Genomic DNA, 18961 nt, shown 5'->3' with positions numbered 1-18961 from the left:
GGCGGACCGGATCATCTCAGGCCGGCGTTGATTTTTGCGAGCGCTGCGGCGCCGGGGCACAGGTCTTTTTCACCCAGCGCATTCAACGCGCCGGCGGCAGTGCGCTGTACGGCGTGCCAGTCCCTGGCGGTCGGGTCGACGTAGAGCAGCCCGGTCGCGATCTCGCCGGCCGCCGCGCGCAGCTGCATCGCGGCCATCGCCGCGAGGCGGTCTGTCGGGTCGTGGCCGGCGTCCATCTTGCGCAGACGCAGCACCGTGCCGTCGGCCTGCGGCACGTCGATGAGGTAGGGCGAGTCGACGACGACCTGCTCCTCGGCAAGGTCGATGAAGTCGATGCGGTTCAGCGCCTCGTTGTGCGCGCGGACGTGGTCGTAGCTGCGCGTGGAACCGGCATGGTTGTTGAACGCCACGCAGGGACTGATGACGTCGATGAAGGCCGCGCCACCGTGGCGGATGGCGGCCTCGATGAGCGGCACGAGCTGGGCCTTGTCGCCCGAGAAGCTGCGCGCGACGAAGGTGGCGCCCAGCTGCAGCGCCAGCGCGGCGAGGTCGATGGCGGCGTCGTTGTTGGTGGCGCCCTTCTTGGCCACCGAGCCCTTGTCCGCCGTGGCGCTGAACTGGCCTTTCGTCAGGCCGTAGACGCCGTTGTTCTCGACGAGGTAGACCATGCGCACGCCACGCCGCATCGCGTGCGCGAACTGGCCCAGGCCGATGGAGGCGGAGTCGCCATCGCCCGACACGCCGAGGTACAGCAACTCGCGGTTGGCGAGGTAGGCGCCGGTCAGCACGCTGGGCATGCGGCCATGCACGGTGTTGAAGCCGTGGCTGGCGCCGAGGAAGTAGTCGGGCGTCTTGCTGGAGCAGCCGATGCCCGACAGCTTGGCGACGCGGTGCGGTTCGATGTCCAGCTGCCAGCAGGCCTGCACGATGGCGCCGGAGATGGCGTCGTGGCCGCAGCCCGCGCACAGCGTGGAGACCTTGCCTTCGTAGTCGCGGCGCGTGTAGCCGACGGCGTTCTTCGTCAGGCTGGGGTGGTGCAGCTTCGGTTTCGCCAGGTAGGTCATGTCGTGCTCCTGGGGGCAGTGGCGAGCGCGTGCACGTGGCGCGTGATCGTGTCGGCGATGAAGCGGGCCGTGATGGGCGTGCCGTCGAAATGCAGCACCTTGATGAGCTGGCTGGGCGCCACCTCCAGCTCGTTGACGAGCAGGCGGCGCATCTGCGCGTCGCGGTTCTGCTCGACGACGAAAACAGCGTCGTGCGCCGCGATGAACTCGGCGACGCTGGGCGCGAACGGATAGGCGCGCAGCCGCATCGCGTCGAGGTGGATGCCTGTCGCGGACAACGCCGCCAGCGCTTCGTCCATGGCCGGCGCGGTCGAGCCGAAGTAGAGGACGCCCAGCCGCGTCTTCTGCGCCGCCGCGCGCACCAGCGGCTGCGGCGCGATCAGCGCGGCGGTGGCGAACTTCCGCTTCAGGCGCTCGACGTTGCGCACGTAGTCGTCGCCGCGCTCGGAGTAGATGGCCTGCTCGTTCCTCGTCGTGCCGCGCGTGAAGTAGGCGCCACGGCTCGCATGCGTGCCGGGCAGCGTGCGCCACGGAATGCCGTCGCCGTCGACGTCCTGGTAGCGCGCGAACGGCGTGCCGGCGTCGAGCTGCGCGGCCGTCATGACCTTGCCGCGGTCGTAGCGGCGCGCGTCGTCCCAAGCCAGCGGCGCACACAGGCGCTGGTTCATGCCGATGTCCAGGTCACTCATCAGGAACACGGGCGTCTGCAGCCGCTCGGCCAGGTCCAGCGCGTCGGCGGCGAATTCGAAGCATTCGCGCGGGTCCTCGGGCAGCAGCAGCACGTGCTGCGTGTCGCCATGCGACGCGTAGGCACTGGCGAGCAGGTCGGCCTGCTGCGTGCGCGTGGGCATGCCGGTGCTGGGGCCGCCGCGCTGCACGTCGATGACGACCAAGGGGATCTCGGCGAAGTAGGCCAGGCCCAGGAACTCGGTCATCAGCGACACGCCGGGGCCGGACGTGGCCGTGAACGCGCGTGCGCCGTTCCAGCCGGCGCCAGTGATGATGCCGATGGACGCGATCTCGTCCTCGGCCTGCACGATGGCGTAGCGCTTCTCTCCGGTGGCCGGGTCGGTGCGGAACTTGACCGCGTACTTCTCGAACGCCTCGGCGACGGACGACGACGGCGTGATCGGGTACCAGGCGCAGACCGTGGCGCCGCCGTACACGCAGCCCAGCGCCGTCGCCGCATTGCCCTCCAGAAAGACCTTGTCGCCCACCGCATCGGCGCGCCGCACCTTCAGGCCGAAGGGCTGCACCGCGAGGTGGTCCCGCGCGAACTCGCGGCCCGCGTGCAGCGCGCGCACGTTGGAGTCCAGCAGCCGCTCCTTGCCCTTGTACTGCTCGGCGAACAGGGTCTCGATGACGGCGGCCTCGATGCCCATCAGCTCGCTCAGCGCCCCCAGCACGAGGATGTTCTTGAACAGCGTGCGCTCGCGCGGCACGTCGTAGGTGGCGTTGCAGATGGCCGTGGCCGGCATGCCGATGACGTGGATGTCGTCGCGGAAGGCACTGCGGGGTAGCGGCTTCGTCGAGTCGTGGAACAGGTAGCCGCCGGGCTGGATCTCGGCCACGTCCTGGGCCCAGGTCTGCGGGTTCATCGCCACCATCAGGTCCACACCGCCGCGCCGGCCCAGCCAGCCGGCCTCGCAGACGCGCACCTCGTACCAGGTCGGCAGGCCCTGGATGTTGCTGGGGAAGATGTTGCGCGGGCTGACCGGCACGCCCATGCGCAGGATGGCGCGCGCGAACAGCTCGTTGGCGGATGCCGAGCCCGAGCCGTTGACGTTGGCGAACTTGACGACGAAGTCGTTGACCGCTTCTATCCGGCTCATGCGGCCTCCTTCCGAGTGCCGTGGTCGCGACATGCAGCCCCGGCCTTGGCCGTGACGAGCATGAACTTCTGCATGTCCCACGCGCCGGTCGGACAGCGCTCGGCGCACAGCCCGCAGTGCAGGCAGACGTCCTCGTCCTTGGCCATGATGCGGCCGGTCTTGAGGCCGCCTTCGACGTAGACGTCCTGCATCAGGTTCAGCGCCGGTGCGTTCAACCGCTCGCGCAGGCCGGGGCCGTCCGCGGTGAACGTGATGCAGTCCATCGGGCAGATGTCCACGCAGGCATCGCACTCGATGCACAGCTTGGGCGCGAACACCGTCTGCACGTCGCAGTTCAGGCAGCGCTGCGCCTCCTTCAGCGCGGTGGCGGCGTCGAAGCCCAGCTCCACCTCGACCTTGATGCTGGCCAGCGCTTCTGCAGCCGCCGCCCACGGCACCTTGCTGCGCAGGTCCAGCGTGATGGCGTTGTCGTAGCTCCACTCGTGGATGCCCATCTTCTGCGACACGAGGTTGACGTGTGGCGGCGGGCGCTGCGTGACCGGCTCGCCATGCAGCAGCCGGTCGATGCTGACGGCCGCCTCGTGGCCGTGCGCCACGGCGGTGATGATGTTCTTGGGCCCGAAGGCTGCATCGCCGCCGAAGAACACCTGGGGCAGCGTGGACTGGAAACTGACGCCGTCCAGCACCGGCAGCCCGTCGTCGCCGAACACGATGCCGACATCGCGCTCGATCCACGGGAAGGCGTTTTCCTGGCCCACGGCGATCAACACCTCGTCGCAGGGGATGACGACTTCCTCGCCGGTCTGCGCTCTCCTGAAGCGCATGCCGGTCAACCGGCCGTCCGCGTGCTCGAAGGCCAGCGGCACGTGAAAGTCCAGGATGGGGATGCCCTCGTGCTCGGCGTCCTCCTTCTCCCACGGACTCGCCCTCATCTGCGCGTAGCCGCTGCGCACGGCCACCGTCACCGACGCCGCGCCCAGCCGCCGCGCCGAGCGGCAGCAGTCCATCGCCGTGTTGCCGCCGCCCAGCACGATGACGCGCGGCTGTACCGCCGTGACATGGCCGAAGCTGACGCTGGACAGCCAGTCGATGCCAATGTGGATCTGCGCGGCCGCCTCCTGCCGCCCGGGCAGCGGCAGGTCGCGCCCGCGCGGCGCGCCGCAGCCGACGAAGACGGCGTCCCAGCCCTCGGCCAGCAGCGCCTTCATCGAATCGATGCGCTCGCCGGATCGCCACTCCACCCCCAGCCCGAGGATGTAGCCGCACTCCTCGTCGATGACCCGCTCCGGCAGCCGGAAGCGCGGGATCTGCGTGCGGATGAAGCCGCCGGGCTTGCGCTCGCCGTCGAACACCGTGACGGCGTAGCCCTCCAGCGCCAGGTCCCGCGCCACCGCCAGCGACGCCGGCCCGGCGCCCACGCAGGCCACGCGCCGGCCATGGCGCGCGGCGGGCTTGGGGATCAGCGCACGGAACTCGTCCGTCTTGTTGTCCGCCGCCACGCGCTTCAGGCGGCAGATGGCGACCGGCTCCGGCTTGGCAGCCTGCTTCTCTTCCACGCGCCCCCGCCGGCAAGCCGGCTCGCAGGGCCGGTCGCAGGTTCGCCCCAGCACGCCGGGGAACACGTTGCTGACCCAGTTGACCCAGTAGGCCTCGTCATGCCGCCCCTGGGCGATGAGCCGGATGTACTCCGGCACGGGGGTGTGCGCCGGGCAGGCCCACTGGCAGTCGACGACCTTGTGAAAGGTCGCCGGGTTCGCGGTATCGGTCCACTGCACGGTGTCTCCTCCGTGGTGCGTCGGCCCTGGCGGGCCCGAGCCAGTCTAGGACTGCGCACCAGACGGGAGCACTGTGGAAACCCTCTCAACCCGGCCGGCGCCGGGCAACCGCCTCAGGCGGCCCGGGCGCGCGGGCGGATGGCCATCAGGGCCACCGTCAACGCCCAGCAGATCCAGGCCGTCCACATCGTGTGGCTGGGGTAGTGCGCGCCGCGCAGCATCTGGCCAGCGCCGTAGACCACACCCAGCCCGATGACGGTGGCCACCCAGGCCCGGCCGAGGCGCGGATAGGCCCGCGCCAGCACCCAGCCGCCGCTCAGGAAGGCGAAGGCCGCGCTCGCATGGCCCGACGGGAAGCAATGCCCACCGCCGCCGTCGTGCCGGCCCAGGGCCCAGTGCGACACGTACTGCGCCGCGCCGCCAAACTCGGCCAGGTCCCAGGGGCAGCTCGTCAGGCTGACACGCTTGATGAGCGACACCACCAGCAGGCACACCACCGTGACGGCCAGCCACTGCACGCGCTCGCGCCGCGTCAGCCGCGGCAGCAAGCGGCCCGGCAGCAGGTTGGCCAGCACGATGAAGGCCATGACGACCCAGGACAGCAGGCGCCCGCCCTGGTGGATGAGGCTGGCCGTGAACCAGCTGTCGCGCCACGCAAAGCCGGCCGCGCTGCCCACCTGGCGCATCACCCACAGGTCCGCCCCGCTGGCGTCCCAGGCCAGCAAGGCCAGCAGGCCGCACAGCACGGCCCACACGCCCGCGGGCAGGAAGACGGCACGCGCCGGGTGGGTCGAAACGCTGGTTTGCATGGCGGGAGATTGTCGGAAGCCGGCAGCCCATTGGCTTGCATCTGGCTGGCATCTCGCCTCGGTACAGACCCGGATGCGCGTGCAAAACGCCAACAAGTCACACCCGGGCCGCCACCCGGCGCCTTGTCTACACTGCCCGCATGAGTTCTCCCGTCTTTGCCGCCGAGCAGGCCATCCGCATCGGCCGCCAGGCGCTGGAGGTCGAGGCCCGCGCCTTGGCCGACCTGGCGCCCCGCCTGGGCGACGCCTTCGCCCGGGCCGTGCAGGCCGTGCTCGCCTGCCAGGGCCGCGTGGCCGTCATGGGCATGGGCAAGAGCGGCCATGTGGGCCGCAAGATCGCCGCCACGCTGGCCTCCACCGGCACGCCGGCGCTGTTCGTGCACCCCGCCGAGGCGGCGCACGGCGACCTGGGCATGGTCACCGGCGGCGACATCGTGCTGGCGCTGTCCAACTCCGGCGAGAGCGATGAGCTCAACGCCATCCTGCCCGTGCTGAAGCGCCTGGGCGTGCCCGTCGTTGCAGTCACCGGTCGGGCCGAATCCAGCCTGGCCGCCCATGCCGACGTCGTGCTGGACAGCGCCGTCGCCGAGGAGGCCTGCCCGCTGCAGCTGGCGCCCACGGCCAGCACCACCGCGCAGATGGCGCTGGGCGATGCGCTGGCCGTCGCGCTGCTGGACGCCCGCGGCTTCAAGGCCGAGGACTTCGCCCGCTCCCACCCCGGCGGCGCGCTGGGCCGCAAGTTGCTGACCCATGTGCGCGACCTGATGCGCCACGGCGACGCGCTGCCCCGCGTGGCGGCCGACACGCCGTTCACCGAGCTGATGCGCGAGATGAGCGCGAAGGCGCTGGGCATGGCGGTGATCGTCGACGCCGACGACCGCGTGCAGGGCATCTTCACCGACGGCGACCTGCGCCGCCTCGTCGAACAGGGCCGCGACCTGCGCGCGCTGACCGCCGCCCAGGTGGCCCACCCCAAGCCGCGCACCGTCGGCGCCGACGCGCTGGCCGTGGACGCCGCCGACCTGATGGAAGCCGCGCGCATCACCGTCGTGCTGGTGGTGGATGCCGACCGGCGCCTGCTCGGCGCCATCAGCATCAACGACCTGATGCGGGCCAAGGTGATCTGAGGTGGCGGCGCTGGACTTCCCGCCCGAACTGCTCGTCAAGGCCCAGGGCACCGGCCTGGCCGTCAAACTGGCCCTGTTCAGCGTGGACGGCGTGCTGACCGACGGCCGCCTCCACCTCGACGGCAGCGGCGAGACGATGACGACGTTCTCGCTGCAGGACGGCCTGGGCCTGGCGCTGCTGCCGCAGGCCGGCATCACGCCGGTGCTGCTGTGCCGCCGCGACAGCCCCGGCCTGCGCCGCCTCGCGGCTGACCTGGGCGTGGCCCGCGTGCTGTACGGCGTGAAGGACACGCTGGCCGCCGCCACGCCGCTGCTGGCCGAGTGCGGTGCCCGGTGGGGCGAGGTTGCCGCCATCGGCAGCGACTGGCCCGACCTGCCGCTGCTGTCCCGCGCCGGCTTTGCCTGCGCCCCCCCGGGCGCCCATGCCGAGGTGAGGGCCGTCGCCCACCACGTCACGCGCGCACCAGCCGGCCATGGCGCCGCTCGCGAGTTCTGCGACCTGCTGCTCAGCGCCGCCGGCCACTACGAGCGCCTGCTGCACGCTCACCACGAGACACCGGACGGAGGCCACCCGTGAACGCCCCCACGCTGCCCGCGCCCACCCCGCGCCGCCGGCCCGTCCAGCCCTGGCTGTGGCGCGCGCAGAGCCTGGTGTCCAGCTACCTGCCGCTGCTGCTGATGGCCGTGCTGGCCAGCGGCACCTGGTGGCTGGTGAAGAACACGCCGCTGCTGGGCGAACCCGGCGAGCTGGCGCCGCCGCGCCACGTGCCCGACTACCGCATGAACAATTTCGAGCTGCAGCGCATCGGCGCGGACGGCCGGCTCAACGTGCAGATCGCCGGCGCCGAACTGCGCCACTACCCCGACACCGACACCATCGAGATCGACCAGGTGCGCGTGCGTGCCGTCGCGCCCGACGGCATGCTGGCCATCGCGGAGGCCAAGCGTGCCGTCAGCAACGGCGACGGCAGCGACCTGCAGCTGATGGGCGACGTGCGGCTGCGCCGCCTGCCCGCCGGCGCCCGCGAGGACGCGCCGGCCCAGATGGAAGTGCGCGGCGAGTTCCTGCAGGCGCTGGCCAACAGCGAGATCCTGCGCTCGCACCTGCCGGTCACCATCCGCCAGGGCGGCACCACGCTGAACGCGCAGAACTTCGAGTACCGGCACCTGACCGGCCAGGTCAGCTTCACCGGCAAGGCCCAGGGGCAGATCGCGCCGCGGCCCACGAAGAAATGAGTGAACTCGTCTTCATCACCGGCGCCTCCAGCGGCATCGGCCAGGCCCTGGCGCTGCGCTACTACCGCGACGGCGCGCGCCTTGCGCTGGTGGCGCGCCGCACCGCCGAAGTCGAGCGCTGGGCCGCCGAGCAGCGGCTGGACCCGGCGCGCTTCCAGGTCTACGGCGCCGACGTGTCCGACGACGAGGCCATGGCCCGCACCGGGCACGACTGCATTGCACGCCAGGGCCTGCCCGACGTCGTCATCGCCAACGCCGGCATCAGCATCGGCATGGACACGACGCAGTTCGCCGACCTGGACGTCATGCGCCGCGTGTTCGCCACCAACAACGTGGGCCTGGCCGCCACCTTCCACCCCTTCGTCGCCGCGATGAACGCGCGCGGCTCGGGCACGCTGGTGGGCGTGGCCAGCGTCGCCGCCATCCGCGGTCTGCCGGGCCACGGCGCCTACTCGGCCAGCAAGGCCGCCGTCGTCGCCTACTGCGAGAGCCTGCGCGGCGAGTGCCGGCCCTTCGGCGTCAAGGTCGTCACGCTGCTGCCGGGCTACATCGACACGCCGCTGACGCGCGGCAACCGCTACTCCATGCCCTTCCTGATGCCGGTGGACGACTTCGCCGACCAGGCCGTGCAGGCCATCCGCGCACAGGTCAGCTACCGCGTCATCCCGTGGCAGATGGGCGTGCTCGCCAAGGTGCTGCGCATGCTGCCCAACTGGCTGTACGACCGCGCGCTGGCCAGCCGGCCGCGCAAGGCACGCGCGAGCGAATAACCGCGCAGCTACACTGCGCGCCTCGCATCGATTGCCGCCGCACCGAGCGGCCGAGGAGGGCACCATGCTGAAGGTTCTTCACCCCTGCTGACGACGGCGCGCTGACGTCCATCCAGCGCGCTCGCCTCTCGCAGCCCCTACCGGGCTCCTTGCATTGCGCCGCCGCCCGACCCGGGCCCGCGGCACCCTCGGTTCGTTCCACCATGACATTCCGCCTCCTCGGCCTGGGCCTGCTCGCCCTGGCCCTGCCCGCCTGGGCCCACAACCCCACGGCGCTGCGCCTCGCGCCCGACACCGCCGCACCGCAGATCGACGGCCGCCTCGATGACGCAGCCTGGCAGCGCGCGCCGGTCTACGAGCGCTTCGTGCAGTTCCTGCCCGCCGACAAGCAGCCGGCTCGCTGGCGCACCACCGTGCAGGTGCTGGTCACCGGCGACGCGCTGGTCTTCGGCATCCGCGCCTGGGACCCCGAGCCGGGCCGCATCCGCGCGCCGCTGGCCCGGCGCGACCAGGTCAAGGCCGACCAGGACTTCGTCTCCGTCTTCATCGACCCCGTGGGCCACCGCCGCACCGCGCAGTACGTGCGCGTCAGCGCCGCCGGCGCGCTGGAGGACGGCCAGTTCTCCGCCGAGGACGACGCCGAGGACACCGCGCCCGACTTCGACGTCGAGGCCGCGGCGGCCCGGCTGCCCGACGGCTACAGCGTCGAGCTGCGCTGGCCGCTGGCCGCGCTGCGGTTCCCGCATGCCGACGGTCTGCCCTGGCGCATGCTGGTGGTGCGCAACATCCCGCGCGAAGACCGCACGCTGGACGTCAGCGCGCCGGCCATGACCAAGGACGCGCTCAGCTTCATCGCCGAGCTGCAGCCGCTGGACGGCCTGGGCGACCTGGTGGAGCAGGTGCGCGAGCGCAGCTTCATCGCCTTCCGCCCCGAGCTGACGCTGCGCTCGACGAGCGACCGCGACGAGGCCGGCCAGGTTCGGCGCACGCGCAAGGCCTCGCTGGGCGCCGAGTTCAAGTGGCGGCCGCGCGCCGACTGGGTCATCGACGCGACGCTGAACCCCGACTTCTCCCAGGTGGAGCTGGACGAGCCCCAGCTCGCCGGCAACACCCGCTTCGCGCTCAGCGTGCCGGAGAAGCGGCCGTTCTTCCTGGAGAGCGCCGACGTCGTCGGCCCCACGCAGGCCGACGAATCCGGCGAGAACCGCAGCCTCGCGGCCTTCTACACCCGCGCCATCACCGACCCCGACTGGGGCCTGCGCGCCACCTGGCGCGGCGCCAGTGCCGAGGCCACCGCGCTGCATCTGCGCGACGCCGGCGGCGGCACCGTACTGCGCGCCGGCGCGTTCGCCACCCGCACCGGCCTGCAGCCGCGTGACTCCGAGGCCAGCTTCGCCCGCGGCCGCCTGCAGCTGGGCGGCGTCGGGCTGGCCGGGCTGGTGTCGGCGCGCGACTTCGGCCACGGCCTGGCCACGCACGTCGTCGGCAGCGACGGCGTCTGGCGTGCCGGCGACAGCGACCAGTGGCGCGGCCACCTGCTGCTGTCCAGCACGACGCTGGGGCTGGACGAGGACGGCCAGGTGCAGCGCGTGTCCCGCGAGCGCGGCCACCGCGCGTGGCTGGGCTGGCGCCACCGCGACGCCGACTGGGTCGCCAACGTCAACGTCGAGGAGATCAGCCCGCGCTTCGCCAACGACAACGGCTTCGTCAGCCAGAGCGGCATCCGCCGCGCATCGGCCTTCGGCTACCTGCGGCTGGGCCCGCGCGAGCTGGCCGGCGTCGACCTGCACGACAGCGAATTCCAGCTCACGATGCAGGAGACGCGCACCGTGGCCGACCCGCTGCTGGGCGTCGCGGCGGGCCAGGTCGTCGGCCGCCTGCTGCAGCCCGGCTTCTGGTTCGCCGCGGCGCGCAACACCGGCATCTGGGGCCATGTCGGCCTGGACAGCCACCGCGCGAAGAGCGGCGGCCGGCTGCACGACACCCGCACGCTGCTGCTGGGCTTCGAGTCCAACCCCGGCGAGCTGCTGAGTTTCCTGATGGCCGAGGTCGAGTGGGGCCGCCGCCTGGACGTGGAAGCCGACCGCGTCGGCCTGGGCCTGCAGGCCCAGCTGGAGGCCAAGCTGCGCACGCCGCTGGCGGGCGGCTGGTGGCTGGAGTTCGAGCAGCGGCTGGGCCTGGGCACCGTGGACGCGCCCGACGGCCGGCGCGCGTTCACGGACCGCAGCGCACAGAGCCTGGTCGTGCTGCACCTCAGCCCGCGCGACTCGCTGCGCGTCATCCACCAGCAGACCCGCTTCACGCGCCGGGCCGACGCCAGCGTGGCGCTGGCGGACGAGGACAGCCGGCAGCGCCAGCTGGCCGTCATGTTCCAGCACCGCGTGGGCCTGTCGCGCATCGTCAGCCTGGGCCTGAACCGCGCCAGCGAACGCCCGGGCCTGGCGCGCAGCCGCGAGCTGTTCGCGAAGCTGACGCTGGGGTATTGAGGCCCGTCGCCCGGTCTCGCCACGCTGAACGCGGGCGAGCCGGGCCGATCGGCCGGCCCGGCGCTCGGCCCGCAAACACCGCGTGAGGCCTTCCTGGCGCGACAGCCAAAAGAAAAGGCGCCCGAAGGCGCCTTTTGTTCATTGTGCTGGGGTCAGCAGCAGGGCTCAGTAGCCGCCGCCGCCGTAGCCGCCGCCACCACCGGAGCGACCGCCACCACCGTAGCCGCCGCCGCCCGAGCGGCCACCGCCGCCGTAGCCGCCGCCACCACCGCCGTAGCCACCACCGCCGCCGCCATAGCCGCCGCCACCGCCGGAACGGCCACCGCCGCCACCGCCGTAGCCGCCGCCACCGCCGGAACGGCCACCGCCGCCACCGCCGTAGCCGCCGCCACCACCGTAGCTGCCGCCACCGCCGCCGCCGAAGCCGCCACGGCCACCGCCGCCGCCGAAGCCGCCCGGACGCTCTTCACGAGGACGAGCCTCGTTCACGACGATGGCGCGGCCTTCGAGGGCCTGGCCGTTCATGCCGTTGATGGCGGCTTGCGCCTCTGCGTCGGAGCCCATTTCGACGAAACCGAAGCCCTTGGAACGGCCCGTTTCACGATCCATCATGACCTTTGCGGAGGTCACGGTACCGAACTGACCGAACGCCTCTTGCAGCGATTCGTCACGCACGCTGTAGGCCAGATTGCCCACATAAAGCTTGTTTCCCATGGGGAAGCCCTTCTCTAACTCAAAAATCAAAAAACCATGTGGAGCTTCAACCCATCGTGAACCATTCAAGCGAAGGTGCGGCGTCCAGACACAGGCAAATCATTATGGTGGCGAGGTCAAGAAATGCACGATGGCGCTCTTACAAGTGTTGTTTTTCAGAGCTAGCACAAACCCTGTCGGGTCCCGTTTCTCATGGCTGTGTCATCGCTACGATCGCTGCCCGATGCCTTTTTCACCGCTTTCCGCCCTCGCCCGCGTCCTGTACAGCATCGACGCGCCCCGCAACCTGCGTGCGCTTTACGCCCTGCTGGCGGGCTTCTGCGTCGCCGGCCTGCTGCTGGCGATGGCGCAGTCGTCCCTCGCCCGCAACCAGGAGACGCTGGGCGCGCTGTGGCTGGGGCTGGCGCTGGCTGTCGCCTTTTTTGGCGTCAACACGACCGGCCTGATGCTGATGGACCAGGCCCGCGGCCTGCCCGTGCGCGACCCGCAGGATGCGCTGGCCGACGCGCTGCGCAGCGGCCACCGGGTGCTGCTGGCGCTGCTGGTCTGCCTGGCGCTGGCCGCCGTGGGCGTGGCCGCGCTGGCCGCGCTGCTGTGGGCCACACGGTGGCCCTGGGTGGGCGCGCCGCTGATGGCCGTGGTGCTGCCGGTGGGCGTGCTGCTGCTGGGCGGGCTGGCGTTCGTGCTGGTCATCCTGGTGGGGCCGCTGGCCGGGCCGGCGGTCTGGGCCGGCCAGCGCAGCGGCGGCGTGCTGCGCTTCGTGCGCGGGCGGCTGCGCCATGGGCTGCCGGAGACGGCGCTGCTGATGTCGGCCGTCTACCTGCTGGTGGCGCTGAGCACGGCGGCGGTCAGCTTCGTCGTCGTGACAGGCGGCAAGCTGCTGGCCGGGCTGGCCATCCTGGGCGCGGGCATCGAGCTGCCGGCGCGCCAGCTGCTGGCCGGCGTGGCGGGCCTGGGCCCGCGGGGCCTGGGCGCCAGCGGCGTGGCGCTGGAGGGCGGCAACCTGGGGCTGGCCGCGCTGATTGGCGGCGGCGTGGTGTTCGCGCTGGCGCTGGTGCTGCCAACGCTGGTGTGGCTGCGCGGCTGCTGTGCCGTGTACCTGGCATTGACCGAGGACGAATGACGCTGCGCATCGCGTCATTGGTGCCGAGCGCCACGGAGACGCTGGTGGCGCTGGGCCTGGGGCCTCACCTCGTCGCCCGCACGGGGTTCTGCATCCACCCGGCCGACGCGGTGCGGGACGTGCCCAAGGTCGGCGGCACCAAGGACGTGAATCTTGCCAAGCTGAAACGGTTGGCACCGTCACATGTGGTCGTGAACGTCGACGAGAACCGGCGCGAGACGGCCGAGGCGCTGCGGGAATTCGTGCCCCACGTCATCGTCACGCACCCGCAGCGGCCCGAGGACAACCTGGCGCTGTTCGAGCAGCTGCGCGCCGCGTTCGCCGGCCAGCCGGGCGTCGACGAGCGCGCGGCGGCGCTGTCGGCCGGGTTCTCCGCCGCGCTGGCGCGTTGCCGCGACCTGCCCCGGCCGGTAGAGAAGGTGCTCTACCTGATCTGGCGCGACCCGTGGATGACCGTGGCGCGCGACACCTACATCTCGACGCTGCTGGTCGAGATCGGCTGGCGCAGCTGGCCCGACGTGCAGGGCGGCGAGCACGGCGCCGGCCGCTACCCGGCGCTGGCGGGCAACGAGCCCTGGCTGCGCGACATCGACCGCGTGCTGCTCAGCTCCGAGCCCTATCGCTTCAACGAGACGCACAAGGCCGAGGCCCAGGCGCTGTGCCCGCAGGCCCGCGTGCAGTTGGTGGACGGCGAGCTGCTGAGCTGGTGGGGCTCGCGCGGCGCGGCGGGGCTGGACTACCTGTGCCAGCTCAGCGGGCCCAGTCAATGCGATCGAGCAGCTTCTTGAGTTTTTGCGCCCTGGCGGCGTTGAGCTGAGCCGCCCAGGCCACACGGCCCTGCAGGTGCCCGCGCCAGTCAGCGTGACCGTCGCGGTTCTGCGCGGAAGGGCCGTCGATGACGCAGCGGTGCAGCACGGCCTTCAGGCGGTCGAACTCATCGCGCGGCAGGTTGGGCCGCGCGTTGACGACGATGCCGCAGACCGACTGGCGCTGCCCGACGCCCAGCGCGCGCGTCTTGCGCGGGTTGATGACGAAGCCCTCGTCGGCGGCGATGGCGGCCACCCAGGCCGAGATCGCCCGCACCGGCAGCGTGGCCGGGCCGGAGATGACGAGGTCGTCCGCGTAGCGGCTGTAGCGCGCGCCGAAGGCCTCGGCCAGGCCCGTGAGCCGCGCGTCCAGCCCGAAGGCGCACAGGTTGGCCAGCGCGGGCGACGTGGGCGCGCCCTGCGGCAGGTGCGGGTCGCACAGGCGCTGGCGCTGCGGCCAGGCCAGCCGAGGTTCGCCGCGCAGCCAGGCCTCGGGCGCGGCGGTCGTGCCCAGCGCGGTCAGCGCGCGGGCGACGGCGGTGCTGTAGCCCAGCGCCTTGAACAGCGCGTGCACACGAGACGCGCGCACCGTGGAGAAAAAGTCGGCCAGATCGAAGCGCAAGACCCGGCCCTGGCCGGCATGCTGCGCCGCGTGCTGCACCACCGAGCGGCCCGGCGTGAAGCCGAACGCGGCCGGGTGCGGCGGCAGGCCGTTCAGCAGCTGGGTCAGCAGGCGGCGCTGCACGGCGCGCAGGTGCGGCTCGGGCACCTCCAGCAGCCGCCAGCCCGCGCCGTCGCCACGCTTGGGCACCAGCTGCTGGCGGTAATGCTGCTGCGCCAGCGGCCGGCGGCGCTGCCAGTCGGTGGGCAGCGTCAGCCGCCACAGGCCGGCCGGCGTCAGGCCCAGGCCGCGGGCCAGCGCGCCGACGGTGGGCCAGTGCGGGCGGTCCAGCCCGGCCGGCGCGGACGGCAGGTCCTCGGGCGGACGCAGCAGCCAGTGGCGGGCCTGCGGGCGGGCGTCGCCGGCCCAGGCCTCGGCAAAGCCGTCGTCATCGAGCACACGCTCGCCCAGCGTCTGCACGTCCAGCCGGCGCCAGACCTCGCCCGGCACGCGGGCCATGGCGTGCGCCAGCCGGGCCAGCCACGGCGGTCGCGCCTGCAGGCAGACGGCCATGCGCGCCGCCAGCCCGTCCACGTCATGCGGGCCGGCCAGCATCGCGCGGGCCAGTGCCCGGGCGGTCATCGTGCGGGCCGTGTCCACCCGTCGGGTCTCCCTGAAAAAGGTGCGGCACGCCGCCCGAGCGACGGGTGATGCGTGAGGTGTCGGGCGCTGGGGCGCCCCGCGCTTCACGCCCTGCAGGGCATGACATCGAGAACCCCCGGGGGTGCCCCGGAGTGCTTGCCGGTGAAGGCAGGCGAAGACCTCGGGCGACGGCCGCGCGGCGATGGTAGCCTCGCCGGCATGGACATCTACAAGCCTCTGGTCGCGCTGCTGGCCATCGTGAACCCCGTGGGCGTGGTGCCCTTCTTCATCCACTTCACGGCGGGCCTGACGCGCGTGCAGCGGCGCAAGACCATCCTCGTCAGCGCCAGCACGGCGGGCATCGTCATCGCGCTGTCGGCGCTGTTCGGGCTGAAGATCATCGAGTTCTTCGGCATCTCGCTGGCCAGCTTCCAGGTGGGCGGCGGCTGCCTGCTGCTGATCAGCTCGCTGCAGATGCTGAACGCGCAGCCAGCCGAGGCGCGCAAGGAGGACGTCTCCGAGGGCAACAGCAAGGCCGACGCCGGCGCCAGCATCGCCGTCGTGCCGCTGGCCATCCCGCTGCTGACGGGGCCGGCCACGATCTCGACGATGGTCATCTACGCCGACAAGACGCGTGTCTGGTGGGAGCTGGCCATCCTGTGCGGCTACGGCGTCGTCGTGGCGCTGGTGACCTTCGTGACCTTCTCGGCCAGCAGCAAGATCGCCAAGGTGCTGGGCCAGACCGGCATCAACATCATGACGCGGCTGATGGGCCTGATCCTCGCCGCGCTGGCCGTCGAACTGCTGGCGGACGGCCTGATGAAGCTGTTCCCGGTGCTGGCGGGGCGCTGATGAGCCTGTTCGACCTACCGCCCGTGTGGATGGCGCCCATGGCCGGCGAGGCGGCCAGCGCGGCGCTCGTTGCGGCCGTCAGCGCGGGCGGCGGGGTCGGCCAGCTGGGCGCGGCCTACCTGGCGCCGGCGCGCATCGGCGAGATCGCCGCCGACATCCGCGCGCGCACCGACCGGCCCTTCGGCATCAACCTGTTCTGCCCCCAGCCCTGGCTGCGCGACGACGACGCGCTGGACGACTACCTCGCGCGGCTCGCGCCCTGGCACGGCGAGCTGGGCCTGCCCGCGCCGGTGCGGCCCGAGCGTTTCGAGGAAGACTTCGAGGCGCAGCTGGAAGCGACGGTGGCGGCGCGGCCTGCCGTCATCAGCTTCGTCATGGGCGACCCCGGCGTGGCGCGCGTGGCGGCACTGAAGGCGCAGGGCTTCATCGTGCTGGGCACGGCCACGCAGGTGGCCGAGGGGCTGCTGCTGCAGGCCAGCGGCGTGGACGCCGTCATCGCCCAGGGTTACGAGGGCGGCGGCCATCGGGGAGGCTTCCTGGGCTCGCCCGAGGGCGCGCTGATCGGCACGATGGCCCTCGTGCCGCAGCTGGTGGATGCGCTGGACATTCCCGTCATCGCTGCCGGCGGCATCGCCGATGCACGCGGCGTGGCGGCCGCGCAGGCACTGGGCGCCAGCGCCGTGACGGTGGGCACGGCCTTCCTGCTGGTGGACGAGTGCCCGCTGTCACCGGCCTACCGCGCCGCGCTGCTGGCCGCGCGCGATGCCGACTCGACGCTGACCCGCGCGTTCTCCGGCCGTGCCGCGCGCGGCGTGGCCAACCGCGTGACGCGCGAGCTGGACGGCGTGGCGCTGCCCGCCTTCCCGCAGCCCAACGCGGCCAGCCGGCCGCTGCGCCAGGCCGCGGCCAAGGCCGGCAACGCCGACTTCATCAGCCTGTGGGCGGGCCAGGCGCTGCCGGTCAACCGCGCACCCGGCACCGCGGCCGACCTGGTGGCGGCGCTCGCCCGGGGCTGGCGCACGTGATCCTGCTGCTGGAGGACGACCCCGCGATCGCGGACACGGTGCAGTTCGCGCTGCGGCGCGAGGGCTTCACGGTGGAGCACCGCGGCTGGCTGGCCGAGGCGCGCGAGCGGCTGCGCCAGGCGCCGGCGCCCGAGCTGCTCATCCTGGACATCGGCCTGCCCGACGGCCATGGGCTGGACCTGTGCCGCGAGCTGCGCGCCGGGCCACTGAAGCACCTGCCCGTCATCGTGCTGAGTGCCCGCAGCGACGAGATGGACCGCGTGCTGGGGCTGGAGCTGGGCGCCGACGACTACCTTGCCAAGCCCTTCAGCCCGCGTGAGCTGGTGGCACGCGTGCGCGCGCTGCTGCGCCGCGCCCAGGCGGTGCCGGCTGCCAGCCCGGGCTTCACCGTCGACGGCTCGCGCGTGTGGCTGGACGGCACGCTGCTGAACCTCACCAAGCTGGAGCTGGGCCTGCTGCTGAAGCTGCTGGCCGCGCCGCAGCGCATCCACTCGCGCGACACGCTGCTGGACGCCGTCTGGGGCAGCAGCGCCGACAGCGGAGACCGCACGGTGGACACGCACATCAAGACGCTGCGCGCCAAGCTGCGCGAGGCGGCGCCGGCGCGCGACCCGATCAAGACGCACCGCGGCATGGGCTACTCGCTGGAACCCTGATGCGCCTGGGCCTGCGCGTCTTCTTCGGCTTCTTCCTCATCGCCGGCCTCAGCGCCGTGCTGCTGCTGAAGGTGTTCCTGGCCGAGGTGAAGCCCAGCGTGCGCGAGGTCATGGAAGACCTGATGGTGGACACCGCCCACCTGCTGGCCGAGGTGGCCGCCGACGAGCTGGCCAACGGCCCGCCGCGCGCCGACGGGCCGCTGGCCACGCAGCTGCAGCGCTACACGCGCCGCGAGGTGGACGCGCTGATCTGGGGGCTGCGCAAGCAGACGCTGGACCTGCGCGTCTACGTGACGGACGCCAGCGGCCGCGTCGTGCTGGACTCCGGCACGCCGTCGGCCGTGGGCCAGGACTACTCGCAGTGGAACGACGTGGTGCTGACGCTGCGCGGCGACTACGGCGCCCGCGCCAGCCCCTACGGCCGCGGCGACAGCACCGTGCTGGTCGTCGCCGCGCCGGTGCTGAAGGACGGGCGCACGCTGGGCGTCGTCAGCGTGGCCAAGTCGGTGGCCAGCGTGCAGCGCTTCATCGACCGCGCCGAACGGCGCGTGTTCTGGGCCGGCGCCGCGCTGCTGGCGGCCAGCCTCATCGTCGGCGTGGCCGTCACGCTGTGGCTGGTGGCCACCGTGCGGCGGCTGCGCCGCTACGCGCAGCAGGTGCAGGCCGGCCAGAACCTCGCGCCGCCCGACGTGCCCGGCGAGCTGGGCGACCTGGCCCACGCGATGGACGACATGCGCCGCCGGCTGGAAGGCCGCGAGCAACTGGAGCACGACGTGCGTGCGCTGACCCACGAGCTGAAGAGCCCGCTGGCCGCGCTGCGCGCCAGCGGCGAGCTGCTGCAGGACGAGCTGCCCGCCGCCGACCGCCAGCGCTTCGCGGCACAGGTGCTGGACCAGACCGCCCGGCTGCAGACGCTGGTGGAGCGCGTGCTGGCGCTGTCGCAGCTGGAGGCTCAGCTGGGGCTGGGCGAGCGGCGGCGCGTGGCGCTGCCGGGCTGGGTCGACGAGCAGCTGGAGCGGCAGGCGCCCCGCCTGGCCCAGCAAGGCCTGCGCCTGGCGTGGTCGGCGCGGGACGACGCGACGGTGGATGTGGACGCCGCGCTGCTGGAGCTGGCCTTCGGCAACCTGCTGGTGAATGCCATCGACTTCGCGCCGCCAGGCTCGGCGCTGGAGCTGGCCGTCAGCGCGCTGCCGGCCGAGGTGCGCATCACGCTGCGCGACCACGGCCCCGGCGTGCCGGCGGCGGGCTTCGCGCAGCTGGGCAAGCGCTTTTTCTCGACGGCCCGGCCCGGCAGCCTCGTCAAGGGCTCGGGCCTGGGGCTGGCGATCGCGCGGCGCGTGGCGGAGCTGCATGGCGGGCGGCTCGCATTCGAGGCGGCGGCGCCGGGGCTGCGGGTGACGATCATCCTGCCGCGCTGACTTCACGCCGGCTTCACGCAGCACG

General features: G+C 72.5%; 17 protein-coding genes. 11 read left to right on the top strand and 6 right to left on the bottom strand.

Features of this window, described 5'->3' with window-relative positions; translation table 11 throughout:
• Positions 1-11: 11 nt before the first annotated feature.
• The 4 genes from AC1Q7O_RS13355 to AC1Q7O_RS13340 form a co-directional block, all read right to left on the bottom strand.
• On the bottom strand, positions 12-1064 hold the full coding sequence (locus AC1Q7O_RS13355) for a 2-oxoacid:ferredoxin oxidoreductase subunit beta (RefSeq protein WP_492659617.1): 1053 nt from the start codon (positions 1062-1064) through the stop codon (positions 12-14).
• On the bottom strand, positions 1061-2896 hold the full coding sequence (locus AC1Q7O_RS13350; RefSeq protein ID WP_492659618.1) for a 2-oxoacid:acceptor oxidoreductase subunit alpha: 1836 nt from the start codon (positions 2894-2896) through the stop codon (positions 1061-1063). Before AC1Q7O_RS13350 ends, AC1Q7O_RS13355 begins: the two co-directional genes overlap by 4 nt.
• On the bottom strand, positions 2893-4671 hold the full coding sequence (locus tag AC1Q7O_RS13345; protein ID WP_492659619.1) for an FAD-dependent oxidoreductase: 1779 nt from the start codon (positions 4669-4671) through the stop codon (positions 2893-2895). The genes AC1Q7O_RS13350 and AC1Q7O_RS13345 overlap by 4 nt, the downstream gene beginning before the upstream one ends.
• Before the next feature lie 113 nt (positions 4672-4784).
• Positions 4785-5480, bottom strand: coding sequence for a phosphatase PAP2 family protein (locus AC1Q7O_RS13340; RefSeq protein ID WP_492659620.1), 696 nt, complete (start codon positions 5478-5480; stop codon positions 4785-4787).
• 140 nt (positions 5481-5620) lie between these two features.
• Here AC1Q7O_RS13340 and AC1Q7O_RS13335 point away from each other — a divergent pair, with 140 nt between their 5' ends.
• The 5 genes from AC1Q7O_RS13335 (at position 5621) to AC1Q7O_RS13315 (ending at position 11099) form a co-directional block, all read left to right on the top strand.
• Positions 5621-6607, top strand: coding sequence for a KpsF/GutQ family sugar-phosphate isomerase (locus AC1Q7O_RS13335; protein WP_492659621.1), 987 nt, complete (start codon positions 5621-5623; stop codon positions 6605-6607).
• A gap of 1 nt (position 6608) precedes the next feature.
• A complete protein-coding gene (locus tag AC1Q7O_RS13330; RefSeq protein WP_492659622.1) occupies positions 6609-7184 on the top strand; it encodes a KdsC family phosphatase in 576 nt (191 codons plus the stop codon).
• On the top strand, positions 7181-7843 hold the full coding sequence (gene lptC, locus AC1Q7O_RS13325; protein WP_492659623.1) for an LPS export ABC transporter periplasmic protein LptC: 663 nt from the start codon (positions 7181-7183) through the stop codon (positions 7841-7843). Before AC1Q7O_RS13330 ends, lptC begins: the two co-directional genes overlap by 4 nt.
• The gene (locus AC1Q7O_RS13320; protein WP_492659624.1) at positions 7840-8613 is read left to right on the top strand and encodes an SDR family oxidoreductase; all 774 of its coding nucleotides are present in this window, start codon (positions 7840-7842) and stop codon (positions 8611-8613) included. Before lptC ends, AC1Q7O_RS13320 begins: the two co-directional genes overlap by 4 nt.
• Before the next feature lie 203 nt (positions 8614-8816).
• Positions 8817-11099 carry a carbohydrate binding family 9 domain-containing protein gene (locus tag AC1Q7O_RS13315; RefSeq protein WP_492659625.1) on the top strand — a complete coding sequence of 761 codons (2283 nt, stop codon included), beginning with the start codon at positions 8817-8819 and terminating at the stop codon, positions 11097-11099.
• Positions 11100-11264: 165 nt separating this feature from the next.
• Here the strand turns inward: AC1Q7O_RS13315 and rbp are convergent, their stop codons facing one another.
• Positions 11265-11813 (bottom strand): RNA-binding regulator, encoded by a 549-nt coding sequence (gene rbp / locus AC1Q7O_RS13310; protein ID WP_492659626.1) that lies wholly within the window; start codon positions 11811-11813, stop codon positions 11265-11267.
• Positions 11814-12036: 223 nt separating this feature from the next.
• On the opposite strand from rbp, the gene AC1Q7O_RS13305 reads away from it, so the two are divergent.
• Positions 12037-12936, top strand: a complete 900-nt coding sequence (locus tag AC1Q7O_RS13305; RefSeq protein WP_492659627.1) for a hypothetical protein — start codon at positions 12037-12039, stop codon at positions 12934-12936.
• Positions 12933-13724 carry a helical backbone metal receptor gene (locus AC1Q7O_RS13300; RefSeq protein WP_492659628.1) on the top strand — a complete coding sequence of 264 codons (792 nt, stop codon included), beginning with the start codon at positions 12933-12935 and terminating at the stop codon, positions 13722-13724. The genes AC1Q7O_RS13305 and AC1Q7O_RS13300 overlap by 4 nt, the downstream gene beginning before the upstream one ends.
• On the opposite strand, the gene AC1Q7O_RS13295 is transcribed toward AC1Q7O_RS13300, so the two are convergent.
• Positions 13687-15003, bottom strand: coding sequence for a reverse transcriptase family protein (locus AC1Q7O_RS13295; RefSeq protein ID WP_492659629.1), 1317 nt, complete (start codon positions 15001-15003; stop codon positions 13687-13689). The genes AC1Q7O_RS13300 and AC1Q7O_RS13295 overlap by 38 nt on opposite strands.
• A 201-nt stretch (positions 15004-15204) precedes the next feature.
• Here AC1Q7O_RS13295 and AC1Q7O_RS13290 point away from each other — a divergent pair, with 201 nt between their 5' ends.
• From AC1Q7O_RS13290 to creC, 4 genes are read left to right on the top strand one after another with little or no spacing between them, the layout of a single operon-like run.
• The gene (locus AC1Q7O_RS13290; RefSeq protein WP_492659630.1) at positions 15205-15837 is read left to right on the top strand and encodes a MarC family protein; all 633 of its coding nucleotides are present in this window, start codon (positions 15205-15207) and stop codon (positions 15835-15837) included.
• On the top strand, positions 15837-16862 hold the full coding sequence (locus tag AC1Q7O_RS13285; protein WP_492659631.1) for an NAD(P)H-dependent flavin oxidoreductase: 1026 nt from the start codon (positions 15837-15839) through the stop codon (positions 16860-16862). The genes AC1Q7O_RS13290 and AC1Q7O_RS13285 overlap by 1 nt, the downstream gene beginning before the upstream one ends.
• Positions 16850-17518: a two-component system response regulator CreB gene (creB, locus tag AC1Q7O_RS13280; RefSeq protein ID WP_492659692.1), complete on the top strand. Its 669-nt coding sequence runs from the start codon at positions 16850-16852 to the stop codon at positions 17516-17518. Before AC1Q7O_RS13285 ends, creB begins: the two co-directional genes overlap by 13 nt.
• Entirely contained in the window at positions 17518-18936 is a 1419-nt protein-coding gene (gene creC, locus AC1Q7O_RS13275; RefSeq protein WP_492659632.1) for a two-component system sensor histidine kinase CreC, read from the top strand. The genes creB and creC overlap by 1 nt, the downstream gene beginning before the upstream one ends.
• Positions 18937-18961 lie beyond the last annotated feature (25 nt).

Source organism: Roseateles sp. GW823-FHT07B05 (assembly GCF_058794515.1).
Note: the sequence above shows the minus strand (reverse complement) of the source record. Positions and strands in the feature narration are given on the sequence as shown.